The sequence below is a fragment of the Streptacidiphilus sp. MAP12-33 genome (genome assembly GCF_041261265.1).
Lineage (GTDB): Bacteria > Actinomycetota > Actinomycetes > Streptomycetales > Streptomycetaceae > Streptacidiphilus.
The window spans coordinates 1-20,405 of sequence record NZ_JBGCCA010000055.1; the positions used below are offsets into that span (position 1 = coordinate 1).

The following is a 20,405-nucleotide window of genomic DNA, read 5'->3' on the forward strand; positions in this document are numbered from 1 at the left end:
TCCTTGAGCCGGTCCAGTGCGACGCGCACGTCCTTGGCGGCGCCGGACTCCGCGCCCTCGCGTCCGCCCCAGGCGACGTAGACGCCGGCGCCGAGCTCGGCGGCGAGGTCGATGTTGCGCAGGGTCTTGCGCAGGGCGTAGCGGCGCACGTCGCGGTCGTTGGCGGTGAACGCGCCGTCCTTGAAGACCGGGTGGGTGAACAGGTTGGTCGTCGCCATCGGCACCCGCAGGCCGCCGGCGTCGAGCGCGGCGCGGAACCGCTTGACGGTGGCCTCGCGCTCGGCGTCCGGGGCCCCGAAGGGGATCAGGTCGTCGTCGTGGAAGGTGACGCCGTACGCGCCGAGCCCGGCCAGCCGCTGGACCGTCTCGACCGGGTCCAGCGCCGGGCGGGTCGCGTCACCGAACGGATCACGCCCCTGCCAGCCGACGGTCCACAGACCGAAGGTGAACTTGTGCGCGGGGGTGGGAACCAGCGGGTCGCTGCTCATGGATGACTCCAGCCTCTATTCGTCATGGCAGAAAACAAATTAATATGCGCAGGTGCGTGAGGGGAAGCCCCTGTCGCACCCGATCGCCGTCCGGCGACCGGAAACGCAGGACACGGCAGCGGGAGAGCAAGCATGGGTGTGCCACGGGTCGTCATCGGGGTGGACAGCTCCACCCAGTCCACCAAGGCACTGGCTGTCGACCTCGACACCGGCCAGGTGCTCGGCCAGGGCCGGGCCGCCCACACGGTCAGCACCGGTCCCGGTCGGGAGAGCGACCCGGAGGAGTGGTGGCAGGCCCTGGAGCAGGCGGTCGCCGCGACCGGCTTCGCCGACCGGGCCGAGGCGGTCTCCGTCGCCGGGCAGCAGCACGGCCTGGTGACCCTCGACGCGGCCGGGCGGCCGGTGCGGCCCGCCCTGCTCTGGAACGACGTCCGCTCCGCCCCGCAGGCCGCCGGGCTCGTGGCCGAGCTCGGCGCAGACCGGTGGGCCCAGCGGGCCGGTACCGTCCCGACGGCCGCGTTCACGGCGGCCAAGTGGGCCTGGCTCCAGGCCAACGAACCCCAGGCAGCCGCACGGACGACAGCCGTGCGGCTGCCGCACGACTACCTGACCGAACGGCTCACGGGCGCCGCCGTCACCGACCGGGGCGACGCCTCCGGCACGGGCTGGTGGACCCCGGAGGGGTACGACACCGAGCTCCTCGACCGGATCGCACTGGACACCTCCCGGCTGCCTGTCGTGGTGCCGTCCGGCCAGGCCGCCGGCCGGACCCTGGCGGGCGGGCCCCTGCGCCCGGGGGTCCCCGTCGCCACCGGAACCGGCGACAACATGGCCGCGGCCCTCGGCCTCGGCCTCGAGGTCGGCACGCCCGTGCTCAGCCTCGGCACCTCCGGCACCGTCTACGCCGTCACCGCCGGCCGGCCCCAGGACCGCAGCGGCACGGTCTGCGGCTTCGCCGACGCGCTCGACGGCTGGCTCCCGCTGGCCTGCACGCTCAACTGCACCCTCGCCGTCGACCGGTTCGCCACCCTGCTGGGCCGCGACCGCCAGGCGGTCGAGCCCGGCGGCAGCGCCGTCGTCCTCCCCTACCTCGACGGCGAACGCACCCCCAACCTGCCCGGCGCGAGCGGCCTCGTCCACGGCCTGCGCCACGACACCACCCCGGGCCAGCTGCTCCAGGCCGCCTACGACGGCGCCGCCTACTCGCTGCTGTCCGCCCTCGACGGTGTGCTGAAGGCCGGGGGAGCGGCCGCGGACGAGTCGCGGCCGCTGCTGCTCATCGGCGGCGGCGCGCGGGGCCGCGCCTGGCAGCAGACCGTGCTGCGGCTGTCCGGGCGACCGGTACGGGTGCCCGCCGCTCAGGAACTGGTCGCGCTCGGCGCCGCCGCCCAGGCGGCGAGCCTGCTGACGGGTGAGCGTGCCGACGCCGTGGCCCGCCGCTGGCGCACGGCCGACGGTCCGCTGCTGGAGCCGGTCGCGAAGGACACCCAAACCCTGGACCGCATCGGTGACACGCTCCGGCATGCCGGGGGCCTGCTCGATCCGGATCGACTGGGCTGAGATCCGTGCGCCGTCGGCCCGGTCGAGGCGACCGGGCCGACGCGGGCCGTTCCGGGCAGGCTGCCTGCTCGGCTGTGCTCACCGCTCCGGGAACGCCGCCGCCACGAACGCGTTGCGGAACGCGGAACGCGGGTCCAGCGACTTCATCAGGCGACGGAAGTCCTCACCCCGCTCGTACAGGGCGCCGGCGGCCTCGGGGCGGAGCTCGAAGAGCTTGCCCCAGTGCGGGCGGCCGCCGAGCGGCAGCAGTTCGGCCTCGATCAGGGCCACCGCCTGCCGCACCTCGTCCGTGAGGGGACGCCAGGTGCAGTGCACGGCGACGCAGTCGCGGCCGTAGGCGGGGCTCAGCCACAGGTCGTCCGCCGCGACGGTGCGGATCTCGGACGTCAGCAGCAGCGGGGCGATGTCCGGGCCCAGCGCGCGCATCGCCGCGACGGCCTCGGGCGCCGCCTCGCGCGGCAGCAGGATCTCCGACTGGAGCTCCTCGCCGGCGCTGGGGGTGAAGTCGGGGCGGAAGTGCGGCAGCCGCTCGTGCCAGGGGCCGGGCCGGCCGAGCTGTTCGGTGCAGTGCCGCGGGGACATCCCCGGCACCGGGTGCCGGGGAGCGTCGGCGAGGCGGCCGTCCAGCCACCCGCGTCCCGGGTGTACCGCGTCGTCACGGTCGGTGCGGCGCTTGACCCACACGCTCGCGGTGTCGCCCGCCCAGTTCGTGAAGGCGCTCACGCTGTAGGCGGCGCCGAAGACCTCGTCGAACCCGTCGGCGATCCGGTCCAGCGGCACGTCGTCGTAGACCCACTGGGCCACCTCGAAAGCGGGCTCGACCGCGAGGGTGAGGCCGACGACGGCGCCGAGCGCCCCGAGGCCGACGACCGCTCCGGCGAAGCGGTCGGGGTCGTCGGCGCGGGAGAGGTCGACCAGCTCACCGCTGGAGGTGATCAGGCGCAGCGCGGACACCGCCGAGGCGAGCCCCTGCAACTGGTTGCCGGATCCGTGGGTCCCGGTCGCGCACGATCCGGCGACCGAGATGTGCGGCAGGGACGCCAGGTTGGGCAGTGCGAGGCCGTATGCCTGTAGCTCCCGGGCGAGCTCGGTGTAGCGCATCCCGCCGGTGACGGTGACGGTGCGCCGGTCGGCGTCGACCTCCAGGCGGCGCGGCAGCTCGTCCAGCACCACCAGGTCGCCGACGGTGTCCGCGACGCGGTTGAACGAGTGACCGCTGCCCACCACCTTGACCTGGTCGGCGGCCGCGACGACCTGGCACACCTCGTCGACCGACCGCGGCCGGTGGATCCGCGTCGCCCCGAAGACGATGTTGCCTGCCCAATTGCGCATAGCTGCGCCTCTCTTCGAACAGCCGACAGGCCCTAACGGCCGGCGGCAGCGGGTGGAGCCGTGCTGCTGCGCTCGACCAGGCTGGTGGCGAGGTCCACGCGCAGCGCGGCCGGTGGGTTGCCGCGGGCGAGGTCGATCACCATCCGGGTGGCGACCTCGGCCATCTCGGTCAGCGGCTGCCGGACGGTGGTGAGCGGCGGGCCGACCCAGCGGGCGATGGGCAGGTCGTCGAAGCCGACGACGCTGAGGTCCTCGGGGATGCGCAGGCCCGACTCCCTGGCTGCCTCGTAGAGGCCCAACGCCTGCAGGTCGTTGCCGGTGAAGATCGCGCTGGGCCGGTCCTCCAGGCGCAGCAGCTCCAGGCCCACGCGGTAGCCGGTGCTGTGGTGGAAGTCGCCCTCACGGACCAGCGCGGGGTCGAAGGAGATGCCCGCCGTCTCCAGCGCGGCCCGGTAGCCGTCGATCCTGGCGCGGCTGCACATCATCTGGCGAGGCCCGCCGATCACGCCGATGCGCCGGTGGCCGAGGTCGAGCAGGTGCCGGGTGGCGGCGAGGCCGCCGTTCCAGTTGGTCGCGCCGACCGCCGGCACGTCCTGGCCCGGGTCCCCGGCCGGGTCCATCACCACGAAGGGGATGTCCCGACTGGTCAACTGCGCCTGCTGGGCCCGGTCCAGCCCGGAGAGCACCAGGACCACGCCGGTCGGGCGGCGGGCGAGCACTCCGTCCACCCAGGACTGCCCGAGGCTGAGCCTGCCCGAGGACTCGGACAGGACGACGCTCAGTCCCTCCTCGCGCACCACGTTCTCCACGCCGCGGATGACCTCCATCGCCCAGGCGCTCTCGAGCTCGTGGAAGACCAGCTCCAGCAGTGGGCTGGAAGGGGCGCTGCTGCCTCGCCGCCGCTGGTAGCCGTGCTGGTGCAGCAGCGCCTCCACGCGCTCGCGGGTGGCGGGTGCGACGTCCGCGCGGCCGTTGAGGACCTTCGAAACAGTCGGTGTGGACACCCCCGCCTCGCGCGCGATCTCGGCAAGTGTCGCCGTCCTGGCCACGCGCCCTCCTGTTGCTGCTCTGCGCCCTGCTCGGCAGGTCCGAGCCGGGGCCCTGCGAACTCCTGACGGAGGTAGATCGTACGGCACGTTCCGCCATTTCAGTCGGCAAGATCTTCGAAAGTATCGAGAAATCGGCAGATGTCGCGGGCCGGTTCGTCCCGCGGTGGTGACGACGGTTGACGCGGTGCGTTGTGAGCGCTAACAATCCTTCTCGTCGTCACCGGGCAGGAGGGCTCGACCGGCGATTGTTAACGCTCACATAGGAGTCCGCCCGTGCCATCGCACACACCGCACGACGACGCCGTGACGATCGGCGTGGACTTCGGCACGCTGTCCGGGCGGGCCGTGGTCGTCTCCGTCGCCGACGGAACACAGTTGGGCGAGGCCGTCCACGAGTACCGTTTCGGCGCGGTGGAGCACGCCCTGCCCGCGACCGGGGAGCCGCTGCCGCCCGACTGGGCGCTCCAGGTGCCCGAGGACTGGCGCGACGTGTTGCGCCACGCCGTGCCCAGGGCGCTGGAGCAGGCCGGAGTCGGACCGGACCGGGTGGTGGGCATCGGCACGGACTTCACCGCCTGCACCGTGCTGCCGGCCACCGCTGACGGCACGCCGCTGAGCGAACTGCCGCAGTACGCCGACCGCCCGCACGCCTACCCCAAACTGTGGAAGCACCACGCCGCGCAGTCGCAGGCCGACCGGATCAACTCCCTTGCTGCGGCCCGCGGTGAGACCTGGCTCGCGCGCTACGGCGGGAGGATCTCCAGCGAGTGGGAGTACGCCAAGGCCCTGCAACTGCTGGAGGAGGACCCGGAGCTCTACGCGGCCGCCGAGCGATGGATCGAGGCGGCGGACTGGATCGTCTGGGAGCTCACCGGCGCCGAGAGCCGCAACCGGTGCACCGCCGGCTACAAGGGCATCCACCAGCCCGACCTGCTCGCGGGCTCCGGGCGCCCCGGGCCCGACTTCCTGCGCGCCCTGCACCCCGGCTTCGCGGACTTCACCGCCAAGGTGGACTTCCCGCTGTCCCCGCTCGGCGGACGCGCGGGAGGCCTCAGCTCCCGTGCGGCGGCCTGGACCGGTCTGCCCGAGGGCATCGCGGTCAGTGTCGGCAACGTCGACGCCCACGTCACCAACGCCGCCGCCCGCGCCCTCGAACCCGGCCACCTGCTGGCGATCATGGGCACCAGCACCTGCCACATCATGAACTCCGACCGCCTGGCCGAGGTGCCCGGCATGTGCGGGGCCGTCATGGACGGCGTCGTGCCGGGCCTGTGGGGCTACGAGGCCGGCCAGTCCGGTGTCGGGGACATCTTCGCCTGGGCCGTGCGGACCGCGCTGCCCGAGGACTACGCCCGTGAGGCGCGCGAGCGCGGCATCAGCCCGCACCAGCTGCTGACGGAGAAGGCCGCCGCCCAGCCCGTGGGCGCCCACGGCCTGGTCGCGCTGGACTGGCACAGCGGAAACCGCTCCGTGCTGGTGGACCACCACCTGTCCGGACTCCTCCTCGGGCTGACCCTGGACACCCGCCCCGAGGAGATCTACCGGGCGCTGCTGGAGGCCACCGCCTTCGGCACCCGCACCATCGTCGAGGCGTTCGAGCTCGCCGGGGTCCCCGTCACCGAGTTCACCGTCGCCGGTGGACTGCCCAAGAACGCCTTCCTCATGCAGATCTACAGTGACGTGCTGCGCCGCCCCGTCAACGTGATCGGCTCCGAACAGGGCGGCGCCCTCGGCTCCGCCATCCACGCCGCCGTCGCGGGCGGGGCCCACCCGGACATCCACGCGGCTTCGGCCGCCATGGGCAGCATCCGCCGCGCGGTCCACACCCCCGACCCGGACCGCGCCCGCGTCTACGACCTCCTCTACGCCGAGTACAAGGAGCTCCACGACCACTTCGGCCGTGGCGGCTCCGGCGCGATGCACCGCCTGCGGGGCCTGCGTGCCCAGGCCCGCTCGATCGCCACCCTCCCCGACCCCGACGGAGTTCCCGCATGAGCACCAGGACCACCGACACCTCGCTGGACACGCTCAAGGCCGACGTCTGTGCGCTGCACGCGGAGCTGATCCGCTGGGGCCTGGTCGCCTGGACCAGCGGCAACGTCAGCGCCCGGGTCCCGGGCCGGGACCTGATGGTGATCAAGCCCTCCGGCCTCGCGTACGAGGACCTGACCCCCGAAGCGATGATCGTGACCGACCTCGACGGCGCCGTCGTCGAGGGTGCGCACAGGCCCTCGTCCGACACGGCGGCCCACGCCTACGTCTACCGGAACATGCCCGAGGTCGGGGGAGTGGTCCACACCCACTCGCCCTACGCCACCGCGTGGTCCGCCGCCGGGCAGCCGATCCCCTGCGCGATCACGGCGATGGGGGACGAGTTCGGCGACGACATCCCCGTCGGGCCGTTCGCACTGATCGGCGACCACTCCATCGGCGAGGGCATCGTCACCACCCTCAAGGGCCACCGCTCACCCGCGGTCCTGATGCGCCGGCACGGCGTCTTCACCATCGGCAAGGACGCGAAGTCGGCCGTCAAGGCCGCCGTCATGTGCGAGGACGTCGCCCGCACCGTGCACCTGGCCCGTCAGCTGGGCCCGGTGACCCGCCTCGGCCAGGCCGACATCGACCACCTCCACGACCGCTACCAGAACGTCTACGGCCAGCAGGACGCCCCTACCTCCGGAGCCGGCGCATGAGCTTCTCCTCCACCCCGGCACGCGAGATCTGGTTCCTGACGGGCAGCCAGCACCTCTACGGCGAGGACACCCTCCGCCAGGTCGCCGACCAGTCCCGGGCGATCGCCCGCGAACTGCGCGCGAGCGGCGAGCTTGCCGCGGCCGAACTGGTGTGGAAGCCGGTCCTCACGGACGCGGCCGCCATCCGCACGGTGATGCTGGAGGCCAACGCTGCGGACTCCTGCGTCGGCGTCGTCGCCTGGATGCACACCTTCTCTCCGGCCAAGATGTGGATATCCGGCCTGGACGCCCTGGCCAAGCCGCTGCTCCACCTGCACACCCAGTCCCATGTCGCGATCCCGTGGTCGAGCATCGACATGGACTTCATGAACCTCAACCAGGCCGCGCACGGCGACCGGGAGTTCGGCTACATCCAGGCCCGCCTCGGCGTCGCCCGCAAGACCGTCGCCGGGCACGCCGGGGACCCGCGTGTGGCGCGGCGGATCGGCGTGTGGGCACGGGCGGCAGCCGGACGTGCCGAGCTGCGCAGCCTGAAGCTGGCCCGCTTCGGCGACAACATGCGCGACGTGGCGGTGACCGAGGGCGACAAGGTCGAGGCCCAGCTGCGCTTCGGCGTCTCGGTCAACACCTACGGCGTCAACGACCTCGTCGAGGCGGTCGACGCGGCCGCCGACATCGAGATCGACGCCCTGGTCGAGGAGTACGAGGACCTGTACACGGTCGCCCCCGGGCTGCGGGTCGGCGGCGAGCGGCACGCGTCGCTGCGCTACGCCGCCCGGATCGAGGCCGGCCTGCGCACCTTCCTCACCGAGGGCGGCTTCGGCGCCCTCACCACCAACTTCGAGGACCTCGGCGGACTGCGCCAGCTGCCCGGCATCGCCGTGCAGCGGCTCATGGCCGACGGCTACGGCTTCGGCGGCGAGGGCGACTGGAAGACCTCCGCCCTCCTGCGCACCCTGAAGGCCATGGCCGTCGGACGGCCGGGCGGCACGTCCTTCATGGAGGACTACACCTACCACCTGACGCCCGGGCAGGAGCTCATCCTGGGCGCCCACATGCTGGAGGTCTGCCCCACCATCGCGGCGGACCGTCCCCGCGTGGAGATCCACCCGCTGGGGATCGGCAGGCGCGAGGACCCGGTCCGCATGGTCTTCGACGCCTCCGCCGGGGCGGGCGTCGTGGTCGGCCTGGCGGACCTGGGCGACCGGTTCCGGCTGGTGGCCAACGAGATCGACATCGTCGATCCGCCGCACCCGCTGCCCGCCCTGCCGGTCGCCCGCGCCGTCTGGGCGCCCCGCCCGGGCCTCGCCACCTCGGCCGAGGCCTGGCTCACCGCCGGGGGGCCGCACCACACCGTCCTGTCCACCGCGGTCGGCAGCGACGAGCTGCACGACTTCGCGGAGATGACCGGCACCGAGCTGGCCCTGATCGACGCGGGCACCACCGTGCGCCGCTTCACCCGGGAGCTGCGCTGGAGCCAGGCCTACCACCGCCTGGCTCAGGGCTTCTGAGGGCCCGCGTTTCCGCCGCCGGGTGGCGTTCCCCCCGCTTGGCGCCACCCGGCGGCGGCAGTCGGCACGCCGCGAGACGCGGCAGGCCGGCGACGTAGGGGAAGCGCGTGCACAGGCGCACGCGGGTGCTTCCGCTACGGCGGCCGACACGTCCGGTGGCGTGTCGGCCGCACACCCGGGACGTGCGTGGATACCGGCGTCCGGTCGCGGACCGTGGACACGGAAGGAAGTCGATGCTGTACGTCACCAGCGAGCCCTTCGGGCAACTGCCCGACGGGAGAACCATCGAGAGGTGGACGTTCGGCAGCGACACCGCCGTGACCGCGAAGGTGCTCACGCTGGGCGCGACCCTCAGCGGTCTGCTCGTGCCCGACCTCCGGGGCGAGCGGGCCGACGTCGTCCTGGCAGCGGGCGACCTCTCCGGCCTGACGGGAGAAGCCCGCTACTTCGGGTCGACGATCGGCCGCTACGCGAACCGCATCCGAGGCGGTCACCTTCCCCTCGGCACGGACGCTCACCCGCTGCACGTCAACGAGAACGGGCGGACCACCCTGCACGGGGGACCGGACGGCTTCGACAACCGCGTCTGGCGCGCGGAGCCCGTCCAGGGGAGCGACCGGGTCGGCGTCGCCTTCCGTCTGCACAGCCCGCACGGCGACCAGGGGTTCCCCGGAGCGCTCGACGTGACCGCGACGTACACGCTGGACCGCCGCGGCTGCCTGACCGTTGACTACGAGGCAGTCACGGACTCCCCGACGGTCGTCAACCTGACCAACCACTCCTACTTCAACCTCGCCGGCGAGGCGTCCGGCGACATCCTCGACCACCACCTGCGGATCGAGGCCGATCGTTACCTGCCTGTGGACCCGGACCTGCTCCCGCTGCCGGGTCCGGGACTCCCCGTGGCCGGAACTCCTTTCGACCTCCGCTCGGCCCGGAGCCTGAGGCACCTCACCGCAGCCGACGACCCCCAGTTGATGCTCGCCGGCGGGGGCTACGACCACAACTGGATCCTGCGCGACGGCGTCAGCCGCGTCCCCACCCTGGCCGCCACGCTGTCGGATCCCGTCTCGGGGAGACGCCTGGAGTGCCTCACGACCGAGCCCGGCCTGCAGGTCTACACGGCCAACAACTTCGACGGAACCATCGGCGGCCCCGGTGGGCGGACCTACCCGGCGTTCGCGGGCATCGCCCTGGAGACGCAGCACTTCCCGGACTCGCCGAACAGGCCGGATTTCCCCAGCACGCTGCTGCGGCCGGAGCGGCGTTTCCGCTCATCGACCAGCTACAGGTTCTCGGTGGGTCGAGCTGAGCCCGCGGTCGACGCCGGGCGTGCCGTGGCCTTCGCCGCGTCGTAGGCGTCGTCAGGCGACGCCAGGCCGAGGACCTTGGCCGGGCCAGACGTCGGGGTGGTCGTCCCAGTGGACCTCGGCCGGGTCCCGGGGGTCGACGTCGGGGCGCTCGTGGGAGACCTGGCGGACGAACTCGGCGTGGGTGGCGCACGGGTAGGGCTGGCTGACGGAGCCGTTCGGACGCATGACGCGGACATAGCGGTGACGCAGGCCCGGGACCAGGGCGGAGACCTGGACGGGGCAGTCGGGGTTGGGCCAGGTGGTGTGCTCGGTCTGGGTCCTGGCGCGGACGCGACGCGCCGGCGCCGACGGGGGGAGGGGCAGGTCGCCGAAGCCGGCCGGCAGCAGGGCGGGCGCCTGCTCGGCGGGGGGATCGGGCCAGGTCACCTCGAGGAGGGTGGCGCTGCCGACGACCCGTTCCCCGTCGCGCATGGTGATCACATCGCCCGGCATGAGGTTCTGCCAGTGCGCGTCGTCCAGCGGGAGCAACCGCCCGAAGGCCCGGCCGCCGCCGCGGAGCGGCTCGTCGCCTTCCAGCCACAGCGCCGCCACGCGCACCGCGCGGTAGCTGCTGACCGCGTGCTCGCCCAGGTCCCACTGGGGTTGCAGACCTCGTCCCGGTGGGATCGGGGTGATGTCGGCGCCTGCGGCGAGGGTGAGGTCGATGCGCAGGTGCCCGCGAAGCGCCTCGGTGGTGCGCCAGCGGTACCACGCGGCGTCGGGCTCGCCAGGGAGCTGCTCGGCGGCGTCGGTGAGGAACTCCCAGAAGCGCGGCGGTGCGGGGTGCTGGTCCGCGGCCTCGGCGAGGGCTTTCAGTGCGGCGGCGTGGTCGCCCTTGGCGACGAGCGCGCGGGCGAACTCGACCCCGCCGCTCGGCAGCAGTTCGGCGGCGGATTCGAGGACGTCTTCGATGTGCACGTCCGGCCTCTGTTCGGTTCGGCTGCGGTCAGGGATCGGTCGTGGCCGGTGCCGGGACGCTGTCGGAGGGTTCCTCCGGCGGCGGGGGCGGCCTCGCGGTCACGGCTCAACCGTACAGGCGGCGGCAATCATGATCGGTTGTGCCCTGGCGGCATCTCGACGAAGGCTGGCGGACGTGTTGCTGGCGGCGGGGGCCGGGGCGGGCGATCCTCGCAGCATGATCATTCCTGACACCAAGGACTGGACCTGGGTCCTCGAGCGCCCGTGTGCCGAGTGCGGGCTGAACGCCGGGTCCGTGGGGCGGGAGGAGGTGGCCGGCCTGGTGCGGGCCAACGCCGCCTCCTGGGTGGCGTTGCTGGCGGGCGACGCGGCCGCGCTGCGCGAGCGGCCAGGGCCGGACGTCTGGTCGGAGCTGGAGTACGCCTGCCACGTCCGGGACGTCTTCCGCCTGTTCGCCTTCCGGCTGGACCTGATGCTGACCCAGGACGACCCGGTGTTCCCCAACTGGGACCAGGACGAGACGGCGGTCGCCGGGAACTACGGCGACCAGGACCCGGCCCGCGTCTCGGTCGAGCTTGCGGAGGCCGCCGAAGTCCTGGCCGGCGCGTTCGAACGGGTCGACGAAGCCGCGTGGGAGCGCGTGGGCAGGCGGAGCGACGGGGCGGGGTTCACCGTGGAGTCCTTCGCCCGGTACCTGCTCCACGACGTCGTGCACCACGTCTTCGACGTCACGGGTTCGCAGCAGGCGTGAGCCGGCTCGCCGAGTCGGCCTCCGGCGGCGGTGGCCACGAGCGCGCCGGGCCACCGCCTGCACGCTCGCGCGACCACCCCGGGCGCGCCCACCTCGCCGCCGGTCGGCCCCGGGTGGCCGGCCGGTGACGGCTGTGCCCTGTGCCTGTCAGCTGTGCCCTGTGCCTGTCACCAGGGCACCACGCCCGCGTCGTCGAAGAACTGGCCGGTCGGACCGTCGTCGGGCAGGGTCGCCAGCCTGATGGCGATCGCCGCGCCCTGTTCGGGAGTGCGGACGCCGCGGAAGCCGTTGAGGTCGGTCGCGACGTAGCCGGGGCAGCCGACGTTGATCAGGATGTTCGTGCCGCTCAGCTCCCGGACGTACTGGAGGGTCACCGCGTTCAGGAACGTCTTGGACGGCGTGTACGCCGCGGCCACCGGACCCGCGGTCTGCTCCGGAGCGGCTCCCGACTGGAGGGTGAGGGAGCCGACGCTGCTGGACATGTTCACGATGCGCGGCGAGGCGGAGCGGCGCAGCAGCGGCAGCATCGCGTTGGTGACGCGGATGACGCCGATGACGTTGGTCTCGACGACCGTTCGGATGGTGGCGGGATCGACCCGGGTCGGCTCCTGGGGCATGCCCCCGGTGATGGCGGCGTTGTTGACGAGCACGTCGAGGCGCCCGGCCCGTTCGCCGATCAGCCGGGCGGCCTCGGTCACGCTCGCGTCGTCGGTGACGTCCAGCGGCACGCCGAAGGCGTCGACGCCGGCCGCGCGCAGCTTCTCCACCGCCGCCCCACGGCGCTGCTCGTCGCGGGCCCCGACGCCGACGCGCCAGCCGAGGGCGCCCAGGCCCGCGGCGATCTCGTAGCCGATTCCCTTGTTCGCGCCGGTGACCAGCGCAGTCGTTCGTTCGCTCATGTGACCATGCTGCCCCGGAGCCTGACGCGGGGTCCAAGACCGATCAGGTGGGCACCGATACCGTCCGGGTATTGATCCGGGGTAGCGTGGACGGATGGAGACCCGGGAACTGCGCTATTTCGTGGCCGTCGCCGAGGAACTGCACTTCGGGCGCGCCGCGCAGCGGCTCGGGATCGCGCAACCGCCGCTGTCGCGGGCGATCCGGCAGCTCGAACGCCGGCTCGGGGCGGTACTGCTGGACCGGACCAGCCGGACGGTCGCGCTGACCGAGGCGGGCTCCGTGTTGCTGGTCGAGGGCCGCGCGGCCCTGGAAGCGGTCGACGCGGCCGAGCGCCGGACCCGCCGCGCCGGCGCCTCCCCCGCCGGTGACCTCGGCCTGGTCCTGGTGACGAAGGCCAGCGCGTCGCGCGACCTGCTGGCGAGGCTCCTCGACGCGTACGCCGGCGAGCCCGGCGCGGTGCCCGTCGAGGTCATCCTGTGCGGTCCTGCCGAGCAGGGGAGGCTCCTGCGGGAGGGGCAGGCCGACGTGGCGCTGCTGCACCTGCCCTTCGACTCGACGGCCGGGTTCCACACCGAGGAGCTGGGCACGGAGGGCCAGGTCGTGGTCCTGCCGGCCGGGCATCCACTCGCTGCCCGGACCCACGTGCACATGGCCGACATCACGGAGGTGCCCGGACTCCCGCTGCCGCGCTGGCCCTGCCCCGACGGCGCCTACCCGCCCGGTCCCGGCCCGCGTGTCCGCGACCACGCGCAGTTGTTGCAGCTCGTCGCGCTCGGCCGTGCCTGCGCGGTCTCGCCGGAGTCGTGCCGCGCCCAGCTGCCCGGCGATCTCGCCGCCGTGCCCGTGCTGGACGCGCCGTCCGTCACCACCGTGATCGCCTGGCCCCCGCACAGCCGGTCCAGGGCCGTCGCCGACCTCGTCCGGACAGCGACCCGTCTCGCGTAGGTGCGCCCACAGGCGGGGATCTACTCCGGGACGGGAACCCAGATCGCCGCGTGGAAGGGGCCGTTGGCGGTGACCTTGTCCGGCGGTGTCAGTGCCGCGCTGCCGGCGACGACGCCTGCGCGGTTGACCTGCGCGGCGTGGGAGTTGAGGCCCCCGAGGGACTGGAGGGAGGTGAACGCGCCCGTGTCGACGCGCTCGGCGAAGGCCAGGGAGTTGGGCGCGAAGTCGTCGCCGACCAGGTGGTTCCCGGCGATCGCGCTCACCTGGGTGACGCCGCTCCCCGGGCCGACCATGGCGGACGCCTGCGTCGTGAGGTCGACGGTGGTGGAGAGCATGCCGTCACCGCCGACCGCGGTCCCGCCACTCACGAGCTCCGCGGTCCGCAGGTGCCACCCGAGGTCCGTCCGGGCCCCGGTACGCAGGTCGTAGGCGTAGCCGCTGAGGGCGTTGCCGGCCGTCCGCGACTGGCCGACCACGACGGAGCCGCTGACGTCGGTGGCGGTGCTGGAGCTTCCGCCGAGCGTGCCGAGGTCGGTCATCGTCCCGGTGCGCAGGTCGTACGCGTAGCCGTGGGTGGTGCCCGTGGGTGCGTCGGGCACGCCGGCCCCGGCTTCGCCTCCTGGCCCAGCAGGTCTGCGGGCTTCCGACGTCGACCGTGAGCGGGCTGCGGCCGTCCTGCGGGCCGCCACGGCAGACGGGCGCATCTCCGCCGAGGAGCTCGACGGTCGACTGGAGCTGGTGTACCGCGCGAGGTCGCGCGGCGAGCTCGCGGCCGTCGTGGGCGACCTCCAGCCGGCATTGCCGCGGGCACCACTGGCCCCGGCCAAGGACACCGGCGTGCTGGCGAGTTTCTCCCGAGGCGGCCACTGGGTCGTCGGCCAGGAGTACCGGGGCACCGCCGTCATCAGCTCCGGCGTGGTCGACCTGCGTGAGGCGGAGTTCGCCGGCCCCGAGACGACGATCCACGTCAGCGCGTGGGTCGGCACGGTCCATGTGGTCGTTCCCGAGGACGTCGAAGTCCAGCTCGCCGGCAGCGGGGTCCTCGGCAACTTCACGCGCGACCGCCCGGGTACGGACCTCGCCCCGCTGCACCGGCTCACCGTCGCCGGTGTCGCCGTCCTCGGCAACGTGCTCGTGGTGCACGCCCTTCCGCCCGGCAAGGAGCGGCAGCTGCGCAGGCGTCAGCGGCGCAGCTAGAGGCCGATGCCCACCGGCCCAGTCCTGTCAGGGCGGATCAGGCATGATGCACGGGTGATGGCCATGCGGCCCGTTCTGGAGATCCTCGCGGCCGACGGCTTCGCGCTCTGGCCCGTCGGTCACTGCCGGGCTGACGGCCGGCGGATGGCCGCTGGGCCGTCTACGCCTGGGTGAGGCGCAGGTACGTGTCGGTGGTGGTGACGTCCGTGAGCGGTGAACTGGGCGCGCAGCCACCCGTCAGGCTGGTCACGGCCGCGGCCGTGGGACCGGCCACCGACAGGGTCGCGCCCTTGAACTGCCCCGAGGAGACGGTTCCGGCCAGCACGACGTTCCCGAGGTCCACCTGCTTCGCGGTCCACTGGATCTGGGAGGATCCGGCGGCCTCCCCGGTGGCCTTCTTCCAGCTGATGGTCATGGTGCCGCTCAGGTTCACGGTCTCCAGGCCGGTGTCGGTGAAACAGGTGGCCTGCCCCTTGCCGGTGAGTGTGGCGTCCAGCCCGGCGATCCCGGCGGTGGTGGCAGCAGCGGTCGTCGTGCAGGCGGGACCCGTGGTCGGGCCGGAGCCGTGGAGGACCCCGGTGACGCTCTGCGGAACGGACACCATCTGGACGCCGGGGCTGAAGTCCAGGTGGGAGCTGACGGCGCAGGAGAGGAGCTGCGTCGCCGCGGGGTGCGCGGGGGCGGTGAGGCCGAGGGCGGCCGGGGACGCGACCGCCAGGGCGGAGCCGAGGACGGCGAAGCCGCGGTGCATGGTGTTCTCCTTGGGAGGGCGGATCGGTGGCGGGCGGATCGCCGGGCGGGCGCAGTCTCAGGGGGCCACGGGTCGCAGCGGCTTCTCGAGCGGGCGGAAGACCTGCACGCTGGAGATCTGGGTGGTGATGGGCGTCAGCGTCGTCGGGGCCCGGCCCGGCTGCTGGGAGACGCTGAGGTTCGCGATCAGATACGCCCGCCAGCCCGCCGGCACACCCTTGTGGTCGCTGAAGACGGCCTTCAGATGCTGCGGAGTGTCGCCGAGGTACCAGGTGACGGTGTCGGTGCCGAGCCGCGCGGCGACGTAGACCCACTTTCCGAACCCGAGCAGGCTGCTGCGCACCAGCGCGCCGACGTCACCGTCCACGTGGTTGACGAACTCCGCGACGCCGGGCAGTTCGCTGTGCCACTCCAGGATGTCGATCTCGTTGTCGCCGTCCTTCCACGTCCACACGCCGGGCCAGGCGGCGTGCCCCCCGGCGTCGGTTCGGTTCGGCAGGCGCAGATGGACCACGACGTAGTCGTCGGGACGCACCATGAAACCGTCGCCCCCGCACGGGCCGCCGTTCCAGGGCTCGGTCGTGAGCAGACCCGTGGCCCAGGGGCCGAGCGGCGAGTGGGTGAGCGGGTGGGCGCGAAGCAGCACGCCCCCGCCCTTGACGAGCGACATCGCGGCCGTGGTGGTGCTGTCGAGCTTCCAGTCGCCGGGGTTGGTGCGGCCGTCCGGATAGGCGGAGGTGTACTGGCACCACACGGCGCCGGGTCTGCCCCAGTCCGCCTTGTGGAAGAGGTCGCTGAAGACCATGGGCGTCTGCGGGGGTGGGACGGCCCGGGCTGCCGCACCGGCCTGTTGCGGCGTCACGAGAGAGATCGTCACCAGCGGAAGGAGCCCGAGGAGCCATGCTCCGGGGCGCGGGCGTTTCTGGGGCACTCACCCAACAAACGCCCGCCCCGCGCGTGGCGCACGCCCCGCTGCGCCGTTCGGGTCCGACCTGACGACCCGACGGGGGAGCTGGGGCGTGCGCTCGCAGCCGCGAGCTCAGGCCCCTGCCGCGGTGCGCGGCAGGGGCCTGCGGGTGGTCCCGGTGCGGTGGGGTCAGGAGGCGTTCAGCGCCGTGTCGTCGACGACGAAGCTGGTCTGCAGGCTCGAGTCCTCGGTGCCGGTGAACTTGAGGGTGACGGTCTGTCCGGCGTAGGCGGACAGGTTGAAGCTCTTCTGGCTGTAGCCCGAGGCCGCGTTGAGGTTGGAGTAGGTGGCCAGGGTGGTGGAGCCGACCTGGACCTTGAGGGTGTCGAAGGCCGTGGTCTTGGTGGTCTCGGCGGTGTCGATGTGCAGCCAGAAGGAGAAGGTGGCGGCGCATCCGGTCGGGATGGTCACGGTCTGGGAGAGGGTGTCGGTGTGGGTGGTGCCGTAGCCGTCGAGCCACGCGTCCCAGGTACCGGAGTGGGCGGGCTCACTGGGGCCGTTCTGGCCGATGACACCGCTGGAGGCCGTCCAGGAGCCGGTGCCGGACTCGAAGCCGGGGTTGGCGAGCTTCTGGCCGGCGCCGGTGCAGCCGCCGCCACCGCCGCTGGTGCTGACGGTCCAGCTGAAGGAGGTCGAGCCGGAGGCGGTGCCGGAGGTGGCGGTGACCGTGACGTTCGAGGTGCCCGCCGTGGTCGGGGTGCCGGAGATCAGGCCGGAGGAGGAGATGGACAGGCCCGCCGGGAGGCCGGTGGCCGAGTAGGTCAGCGACTTGCCGGCCGAGTCCGTCGCGGAGATCTGCTTGGAGACGGCGGTGCCCACCGTGCCGGTCTGGTTGCCGGGGCTGGTGACGCTGACCGTCTCACTGCCGGTGCTGCCCGCCTGGAAGGCGGTCACGCCGTTGGGCGTACCCCAGCCGGTCGGGCCGTCGTAGCCGGTGCCGGCGGTGCAGAGGTAGCTCGGGGAGCAGGAGCCGTTGCTGCCCGAGGTGACGTCATTGAGCGCCGAGGTGTGCTGGTACGGGTACTTGGCCGGGTAGTCGCCGCTGCCCGGGGTGCCCGCGTCGGCGTAGACCGAGGCGATGATCGGGGAGGAGGCGCTGGTGCCGCCGTATTCCTGCCAGCCCGAGGCGCCGTAGCTGTCGTAGACCGCGACGCCGGTGGCCGGGTCGGCGACGGCGGAGACGTCGGCGATGGTGCGGTTGGAGCAGCCGGTGTCGGTCTGCCAGCTCGGCTTGGGGTCGTAGGCCGAGCAGCCGGAGCCGGTGCCCTCGGTGCTGCTGGTCTCCCAGACGCTCTCGCTCCAGCCGCGGCTGTTGGAGGCACGGCTCAGCGACGTGCCGCCGACCGAGGTCACGTACTGCGAGGCGGCCGGGTACTGCGCACCGTAGGCGGAGTCACCGGCGGAGACGGTGATGGCCACGCCCGGGTGGTTGAAGTAACTGCTGTCGGCGGACAGGTCGGTGGAGTCCTCGGAGCCGCCGTAGCTGTTGGAGACGTACTTCGCGCCCAGCGAGACGGCCTCGTTGACGGCGGTGCCGAGGTCGCTCATGTTCGCCGAGGTCGCCTCGACCAGGATGATGTGCGCGTTCGGGGCGATCGCCGAGACCATGTCGAGGTCGAGGGAGATCTCGCCGGCCCAGCCCGAGTCGGCAGTGGGGTAGTTGGTGCCGCCGTTCTCGTCGACCTTCTTGAAGCAGCCGTTGGCGGTGGTGCAGGCGGAGAGCCCGTACTGGCTGCGGTAGGTGGCCAGGTCGGACTCGGCGTTCGGGTCGTTCTGCGCGTCCACGATCGCGACGGTCGCGCCCGCACCGCCGCCGGCCGGCAGGTTGTAGGCGCTGATGAGGTCGGTCGGGCCGTAGCCGGACGGGGTCGCGTTCGGTGAGACCGCGTGGGCGGTGAACGCCTGGGGCTGCGTCACGTCGGTGCGGGCCAGCGCCAGGCAGGACATCATGTCCACGTGCTTGGGGGCCGCGCAGAGGTGCTTGACGTGCACCGTCTGCGTCGGGGCCGCCGCGGCGGAGGCGGGTGAAGCCGCGGCCATGGCGCCGATCAGCGCGGCGACGGCCAGTCCGGCCGAGGCGACACGCGGTCGGGAGATGTGGGCCTTGCCCATGGAGATCCTGGTTCCTCTCGGTCGACCGCTCTCAAGGCCGGTGGGCCCGTGGGCGGTTGGGAGACGTGCGGAGGAGCGGAGGTGGCGCCCGTGCACTGGTGTGGACATGCCAATTAAATGGCTGCATGTCACCACACGATGGGGTGTGCGTTGCCTGAAGTAGAGAAGCAGTGCGCCGCGCGGCCCGTCAATGAGCATTCAGAAGGTTTTCAGAGAAAGCGAGGTCACAGCCGGTCTGTTTGTCCCGATGACGGCCCGCGGAGCAGCCGCTAAGGTGAAACCTCTGAGTTTCTTCTGAGCGGGGGTGGGTCACCCGATGACGTGGTCCGGCGGCGGGGCCGCGTACCTCTGGGTGCCGGGCCTGCGGGAGGCGGACCAGACGGGCGTGGTCCAGCAGGAGCGGCTGGCGCGACAGGAGGCCGACCGGCTGGGCGTTCCGCTGCCGACGGCTCATGTCTTCGCGGACGTCCACCTCTCGGCCTGGGCGAACGGCGCGGTGCCGGGGGCGTGGCGGGCGATGATCGAGGCCGCCCGCGCGGGGCGCTTCGCCCACCTGTTCCTCCACCGTGCCGAGCGCCTGGAGCGGATTCCGCACGCCCTGCTGGAACTCCTGGACACGGCCGACCGGTTCGGCCTGTCGCTGCACGGCCACCCGCGCGACCTCGACGACCCGGCGGTGCGGTACGAGCTACGGGCCGAGGCGACGGCCGGCTGGGAGCGCCGCCGCAAGCAGTCCGACCTGATGCTGTCCGCCCATCAGAACGCCACGGCGGACGGGCGTTCCCACGGCGGCGGGCTGCGCCCCTACGGCTACACCCCGGGCATGGGCGGCCTGGTGGACCACGAGGTCGCCGTGGTCCGCGAGATCCACGCCCGCTACCTGGCCGGCCTCACCCGCCGCTCGACCGCGGTCGAGCTCATCGCCCGCGGCATCCCGACCGCCACCGGCAAGCAGTGGACCGTCTCGGGTGTCACCCGGATCCTCGACGCCCCCCGCTACGCGGGCCTGCTGGTGGTGCGCGGCGAGATCGCCACGGACGCCTCCGGCCGGTACCTGCGCGCCTCCTGGCCCGCCTGCGTCCCGGTCGAGGCCTGGGAGCAGGTCCGAAGGCGGCGGCTGCGGGAGTCCGAGGAGCGGGTGGCGAGCCAGCGGCCGCGACGGTTCTACCCGCTCACCACCCTGCTGGTCTGCGACCGTTGCGAGCGGGCCATGGTGGGCGACGCGATCGACGACTACCGCACCTACGCCTGCAGTTCCGCCTCCTCCCTGGCGCAGGGCGCGTGCTCCCGGCACATCGCCGCCGAGCCGTTGGAGGCGTTCCTGGCCGAGGAGGCGATCCGTCTGCTGGAGGGTCTCGACCGGGACCTCCTCGCCTTCGGCGGCCCGGCCACCGCCCGCCGCGGTGACCGCCACGGCGCGCACCTCGCGGATCCACGGGCCGCCCACCGCCGGGTGACCGCGCTGCCCACGGGCGTCATGGACGGGGTCGTCACCGGACCGGGTGCCCGTTTCGGCTGGCACCGGCTGCCCCGCGAGCGGCAGGCCGCGGTGCTGCACCGGCTCTTCGGTGCGGTGCGCATCGCCGCCTCGACCACGCCGCAGAGCGTCTTCGACACCACCCGCATCAGGCCCGTCGAGCGTGGTGCGAGTTGACTCTCACCAGGCCACGGCCGGGCAGACGCCGACGCCCGAGGAGGCGCTCGCGTCCGTCGCGGACTCCCGCGACCCGGTGGAGCGCGTCGCCGTCGCGACCGAGCACCTGCTGCGGACCGTCCTGGTCTGCCAGGAGGCGACGCGCGCGATGATCGCCGCCACCCGGGTCGGGCCCAGCCGGATCGACCCGCCGCCGTCCGGGCCGACCACCGATACGTCGGCCATG

Annotated in this window: 19 protein-coding genes; 9 read left to right on the forward strand and 10 right to left on the reverse strand. The window is 73.1% G+C overall.

Annotation, left to right across the window (positions count from 1 at the left end; translation table 11 throughout):
- The coding region (locus ABH931_RS37325) for a TIM barrel protein (RefSeq protein WP_370123919.1) at positions 1 to 488 on the reverse strand (488 nt) is incomplete at its 3' end.
- Positions 489 to 620: 132 nt separating this feature from the next.
- Between ABH931_RS37325 and xylB the strand changes: the two genes are divergently transcribed.
- Positions 621 to 2,048 carry a xylulokinase gene (gene xylB / locus ABH931_RS37330; RefSeq protein WP_370123922.1) on the forward strand — a complete coding sequence of 476 codons (1,428 nt, stop codon included), beginning with the start codon at positions 621 to 623 and terminating at the stop codon, positions 2,046 to 2,048.
- Positions 2,049 to 2,126: 78 nt separating this feature from the next.
- Here the strand turns inward: xylB and ABH931_RS37335 are convergent, their stop codons facing one another.
- Positions 2,127 to 3,380, reverse strand: coding sequence for an FAD-binding protein (locus tag ABH931_RS37335; RefSeq protein ID WP_370123924.1), 1,254 nt, complete (start codon positions 3,378 to 3,380; stop codon positions 2,127 to 2,129).
- Between the two features lie 32 nt (positions 3,381 to 3,412).
- On the reverse strand, positions 3,413 to 4,429 hold the full coding sequence (locus tag ABH931_RS37340) for a LacI family DNA-binding transcriptional regulator (RefSeq protein ID WP_370123927.1): 1,017 nt from the start codon (positions 4,427 to 4,429) through the stop codon (positions 3,413 to 3,415).
- 273 nt (positions 4,430 to 4,702) lie between these two features.
- Here ABH931_RS37340 and araB point away from each other — a divergent pair, with 273 nt between their 5' ends.
- From araB to ABH931_RS37360, 4 genes are all read left to right on the forward strand, one after another.
- A complete protein-coding gene (araB, locus tag ABH931_RS37345; RefSeq protein WP_370123930.1) occupies positions 4,703 to 6,424 on the forward strand; it encodes a ribulokinase in 1,722 nt (573 codons plus the stop codon).
- Positions 6,421 to 7,122, forward strand: a complete 702-nt coding sequence (locus tag ABH931_RS37350) for an L-ribulose-5-phosphate 4-epimerase (protein ID WP_370123933.1) — start codon at positions 6,421 to 6,423, stop codon at positions 7,120 to 7,122. Before araB ends, ABH931_RS37350 begins: the two co-directional genes overlap by 4 nt.
- Complete coding sequence (gene araA / locus ABH931_RS37355) at positions 7,119 to 8,633, forward strand: L-arabinose isomerase (protein ID WP_370123936.1); 1,515 nt, start codon at positions 7,119 to 7,121, stop codon at positions 8,631 to 8,633. Before ABH931_RS37350 ends, araA begins: the two co-directional genes overlap by 4 nt.
- A 233-nt stretch (positions 8,634 to 8,866) precedes the next feature.
- Positions 8,867 to 9,991 carry an aldose epimerase family protein gene (locus ABH931_RS37360; protein WP_370123939.1) on the forward strand — a complete coding sequence of 375 codons (1,125 nt, stop codon included), beginning with the start codon at positions 8,867 to 8,869 and terminating at the stop codon, positions 9,989 to 9,991.
- A gap of 6 nt (positions 9,992 to 9,997) precedes the next feature.
- Here ABH931_RS37360 and ABH931_RS37365 read toward each other — a convergent pair whose 3' ends face one another.
- Positions 9,998 to 10,903 (reverse strand): hypothetical protein, encoded by a 906-nt coding sequence (locus tag ABH931_RS37365; RefSeq protein ID WP_370123942.1) that lies wholly within the window; start codon positions 10,901 to 10,903, stop codon positions 9,998 to 10,000.
- A gap of 217 nt (positions 10,904 to 11,120) precedes the next feature.
- On the opposite strand from ABH931_RS37365, the gene ABH931_RS37370 reads away from it, so the two are divergent.
- A complete protein-coding gene (locus tag ABH931_RS37370; protein WP_370123945.1) occupies positions 11,121 to 11,654 on the forward strand; it encodes a DinB family protein in 534 nt (177 codons plus the stop codon).
- Between the two features lie 167 nt (positions 11,655 to 11,821).
- On the opposite strand, the gene ABH931_RS37375 is transcribed toward ABH931_RS37370, so the two are convergent.
- Entirely contained in the window at positions 11,822 to 12,553 is a 732-nt protein-coding gene (locus ABH931_RS37375; RefSeq protein ID WP_370123947.1) for an SDR family oxidoreductase, read from the reverse strand.
- Between the two features lie 94 nt (positions 12,554 to 12,647).
- On the opposite strand from ABH931_RS37375, the gene ABH931_RS37380 reads away from it, so the two are divergent.
- Entirely contained in the window at positions 12,648 to 13,499 is an 852-nt protein-coding gene (locus ABH931_RS37380) for a LysR family transcriptional regulator (protein WP_370123950.1), read from the forward strand.
- Positions 13,500 to 13,519: 20 nt separating this feature from the next.
- On the opposite strand, the gene ABH931_RS37385 is transcribed toward ABH931_RS37380, so the two are convergent.
- Positions 13,520 to 14,098 carry a hypothetical protein gene (locus ABH931_RS37385; RefSeq protein WP_370123953.1) on the reverse strand — a complete coding sequence of 193 codons (579 nt, stop codon included), beginning with the start codon at positions 14,096 to 14,098 and terminating at the stop codon, positions 13,520 to 13,522.
- Between ABH931_RS37385 and ABH931_RS37390 the strand changes: the two genes are divergently transcribed.
- Positions 14,082 to 14,696, forward strand: coding sequence for a DUF1707 domain-containing protein (locus ABH931_RS37390; protein ID WP_370123956.1), 615 nt, complete (start codon positions 14,082 to 14,084; stop codon positions 14,694 to 14,696). The genes ABH931_RS37385 and ABH931_RS37390 overlap by 17 nt on opposite strands.
- A 160-nt stretch (positions 14,697 to 14,856) precedes the next feature.
- Here ABH931_RS37390 and ABH931_RS37395 read toward each other — a convergent pair whose 3' ends face one another.
- The 3 genes from ABH931_RS37395 to ABH931_RS37405 all read right to left on the reverse strand — a co-directional run bounded on the left by ABH931_RS37395 (position 14,857) and on the right by ABH931_RS37405 (position 18,525).
- Positions 14,857 to 15,447, reverse strand: a complete 591-nt coding sequence (locus tag ABH931_RS37395) for a hypothetical protein (protein ID WP_370123959.1) — start codon at positions 15,445 to 15,447, stop codon at positions 14,857 to 14,859.
- A gap of 57 nt (positions 15,448 to 15,504) precedes the next feature.
- Positions 15,505 to 16,308, reverse strand: coding sequence for a hypothetical protein (locus ABH931_RS37400; RefSeq protein WP_370123961.1), 804 nt, complete (start codon positions 16,306 to 16,308; stop codon positions 15,505 to 15,507).
- A 234-nt stretch (positions 16,309 to 16,542) separates the two neighbouring features.
- The gene (locus tag ABH931_RS37405) at positions 16,543 to 18,525 is read right to left on the reverse strand and encodes a putative Ig domain-containing protein (protein ID WP_370123963.1); all 1,983 of its coding nucleotides are present in this window, start codon (positions 18,523 to 18,525) and stop codon (positions 16,543 to 16,545) included.
- Between the two features lie 316 nt (positions 18,526 to 18,841).
- On the opposite strand from ABH931_RS37405, the gene ABH931_RS37410 reads away from it, so the two are divergent.
- A complete protein-coding gene (locus ABH931_RS37410; protein WP_370123968.1) occupies positions 18,842 to 20,179 on the forward strand; it encodes a recombinase family protein in 1,338 nt (445 codons plus the stop codon).
- 3 nt (positions 20,180 to 20,182) lie between these two features.
- Here the strand turns inward: ABH931_RS37410 and ABH931_RS37415 are convergent, their stop codons facing one another.
- A complete protein-coding gene (locus tag ABH931_RS37415) occupies positions 20,183 to 20,404 on the reverse strand; it encodes a hypothetical protein (RefSeq protein WP_370123970.1) in 222 nt (73 codons plus the stop codon).
- Between the last annotated feature and the right edge of the window lies 1 nt (position 20,405).

Excerpts from the sequence above, each read along its gene's own strand:
- xylB (WP_370123922.1), top strand. The coding sequence starts at position 621 with ATGGGTGTGCCACGGGTCGTCATCGGGGTGGACAGCTCCACCCAGTCC.
- araA (WP_370123936.1), top strand. The coding sequence starts at position 7,119 with ATGAGCTTCTCCTCCACCCCGGCACGCGAGATCTGGTTCCTGACGGGC.
- ABH931_RS37350 (WP_370123933.1), top strand. The coding sequence starts at position 6,421 with ATGAGCACCAGGACCACCGACACCTCGCTGGACACGCTCAAGGCCGAC.
- ABH931_RS37375 (WP_370123947.1), bottom strand. The coding sequence starts at position 12,553 with ATGAGCGAACGAACGACTGCGCTGGTCACCGGCGCGAACAAGGGAATC.
- ABH931_RS37335 (WP_370123924.1), bottom strand. The coding sequence starts at position 3,380 with ATGCGCAATTGGGCAGGCAACATCGTCTTCGGGGCGACGCGGATCCAC.
- ABH931_RS37405 (WP_370123963.1), bottom strand. The coding sequence starts at position 18,525 with ATGGGCAAGGCCCACATCTCCCGACCGCGTGTCGCCTCGGCCGGACTG.
- ABH931_RS37380 (WP_370123950.1), top strand. The coding sequence starts at position 12,648 with ATGGAGACCCGGGAACTGCGCTATTTCGTGGCCGTCGCCGAGGAACTG.
- ABH931_RS37415 (WP_370123970.1), bottom strand. The coding sequence starts at position 20,404 with ATGGCCGACGTATCGGTGGTCGGCCCGGACGGCGGCGGGTCGATCCGG.
- ABH931_RS37360 (WP_370123939.1), top strand. The coding sequence starts at position 8,867 with ATGCTGTACGTCACCAGCGAGCCCTTCGGGCAACTGCCCGACGGGAGA.
- ABH931_RS37410 (WP_370123968.1), top strand. The coding sequence starts at position 18,842 with ATGACGTGGTCCGGCGGCGGGGCCGCGTACCTCTGGGTGCCGGGCCTG.
- ABH931_RS37370 (WP_370123945.1), top strand. The coding sequence starts at position 11,121 with ATGATCATTCCTGACACCAAGGACTGGACCTGGGTCCTCGAGCGCCCG.
- ABH931_RS37395 (WP_370123959.1), bottom strand. The coding sequence starts at position 15,447 with ATGCACCGCGGCTTCGCCGTCCTCGGCTCCGCCCTGGCGGTCGCGTCC.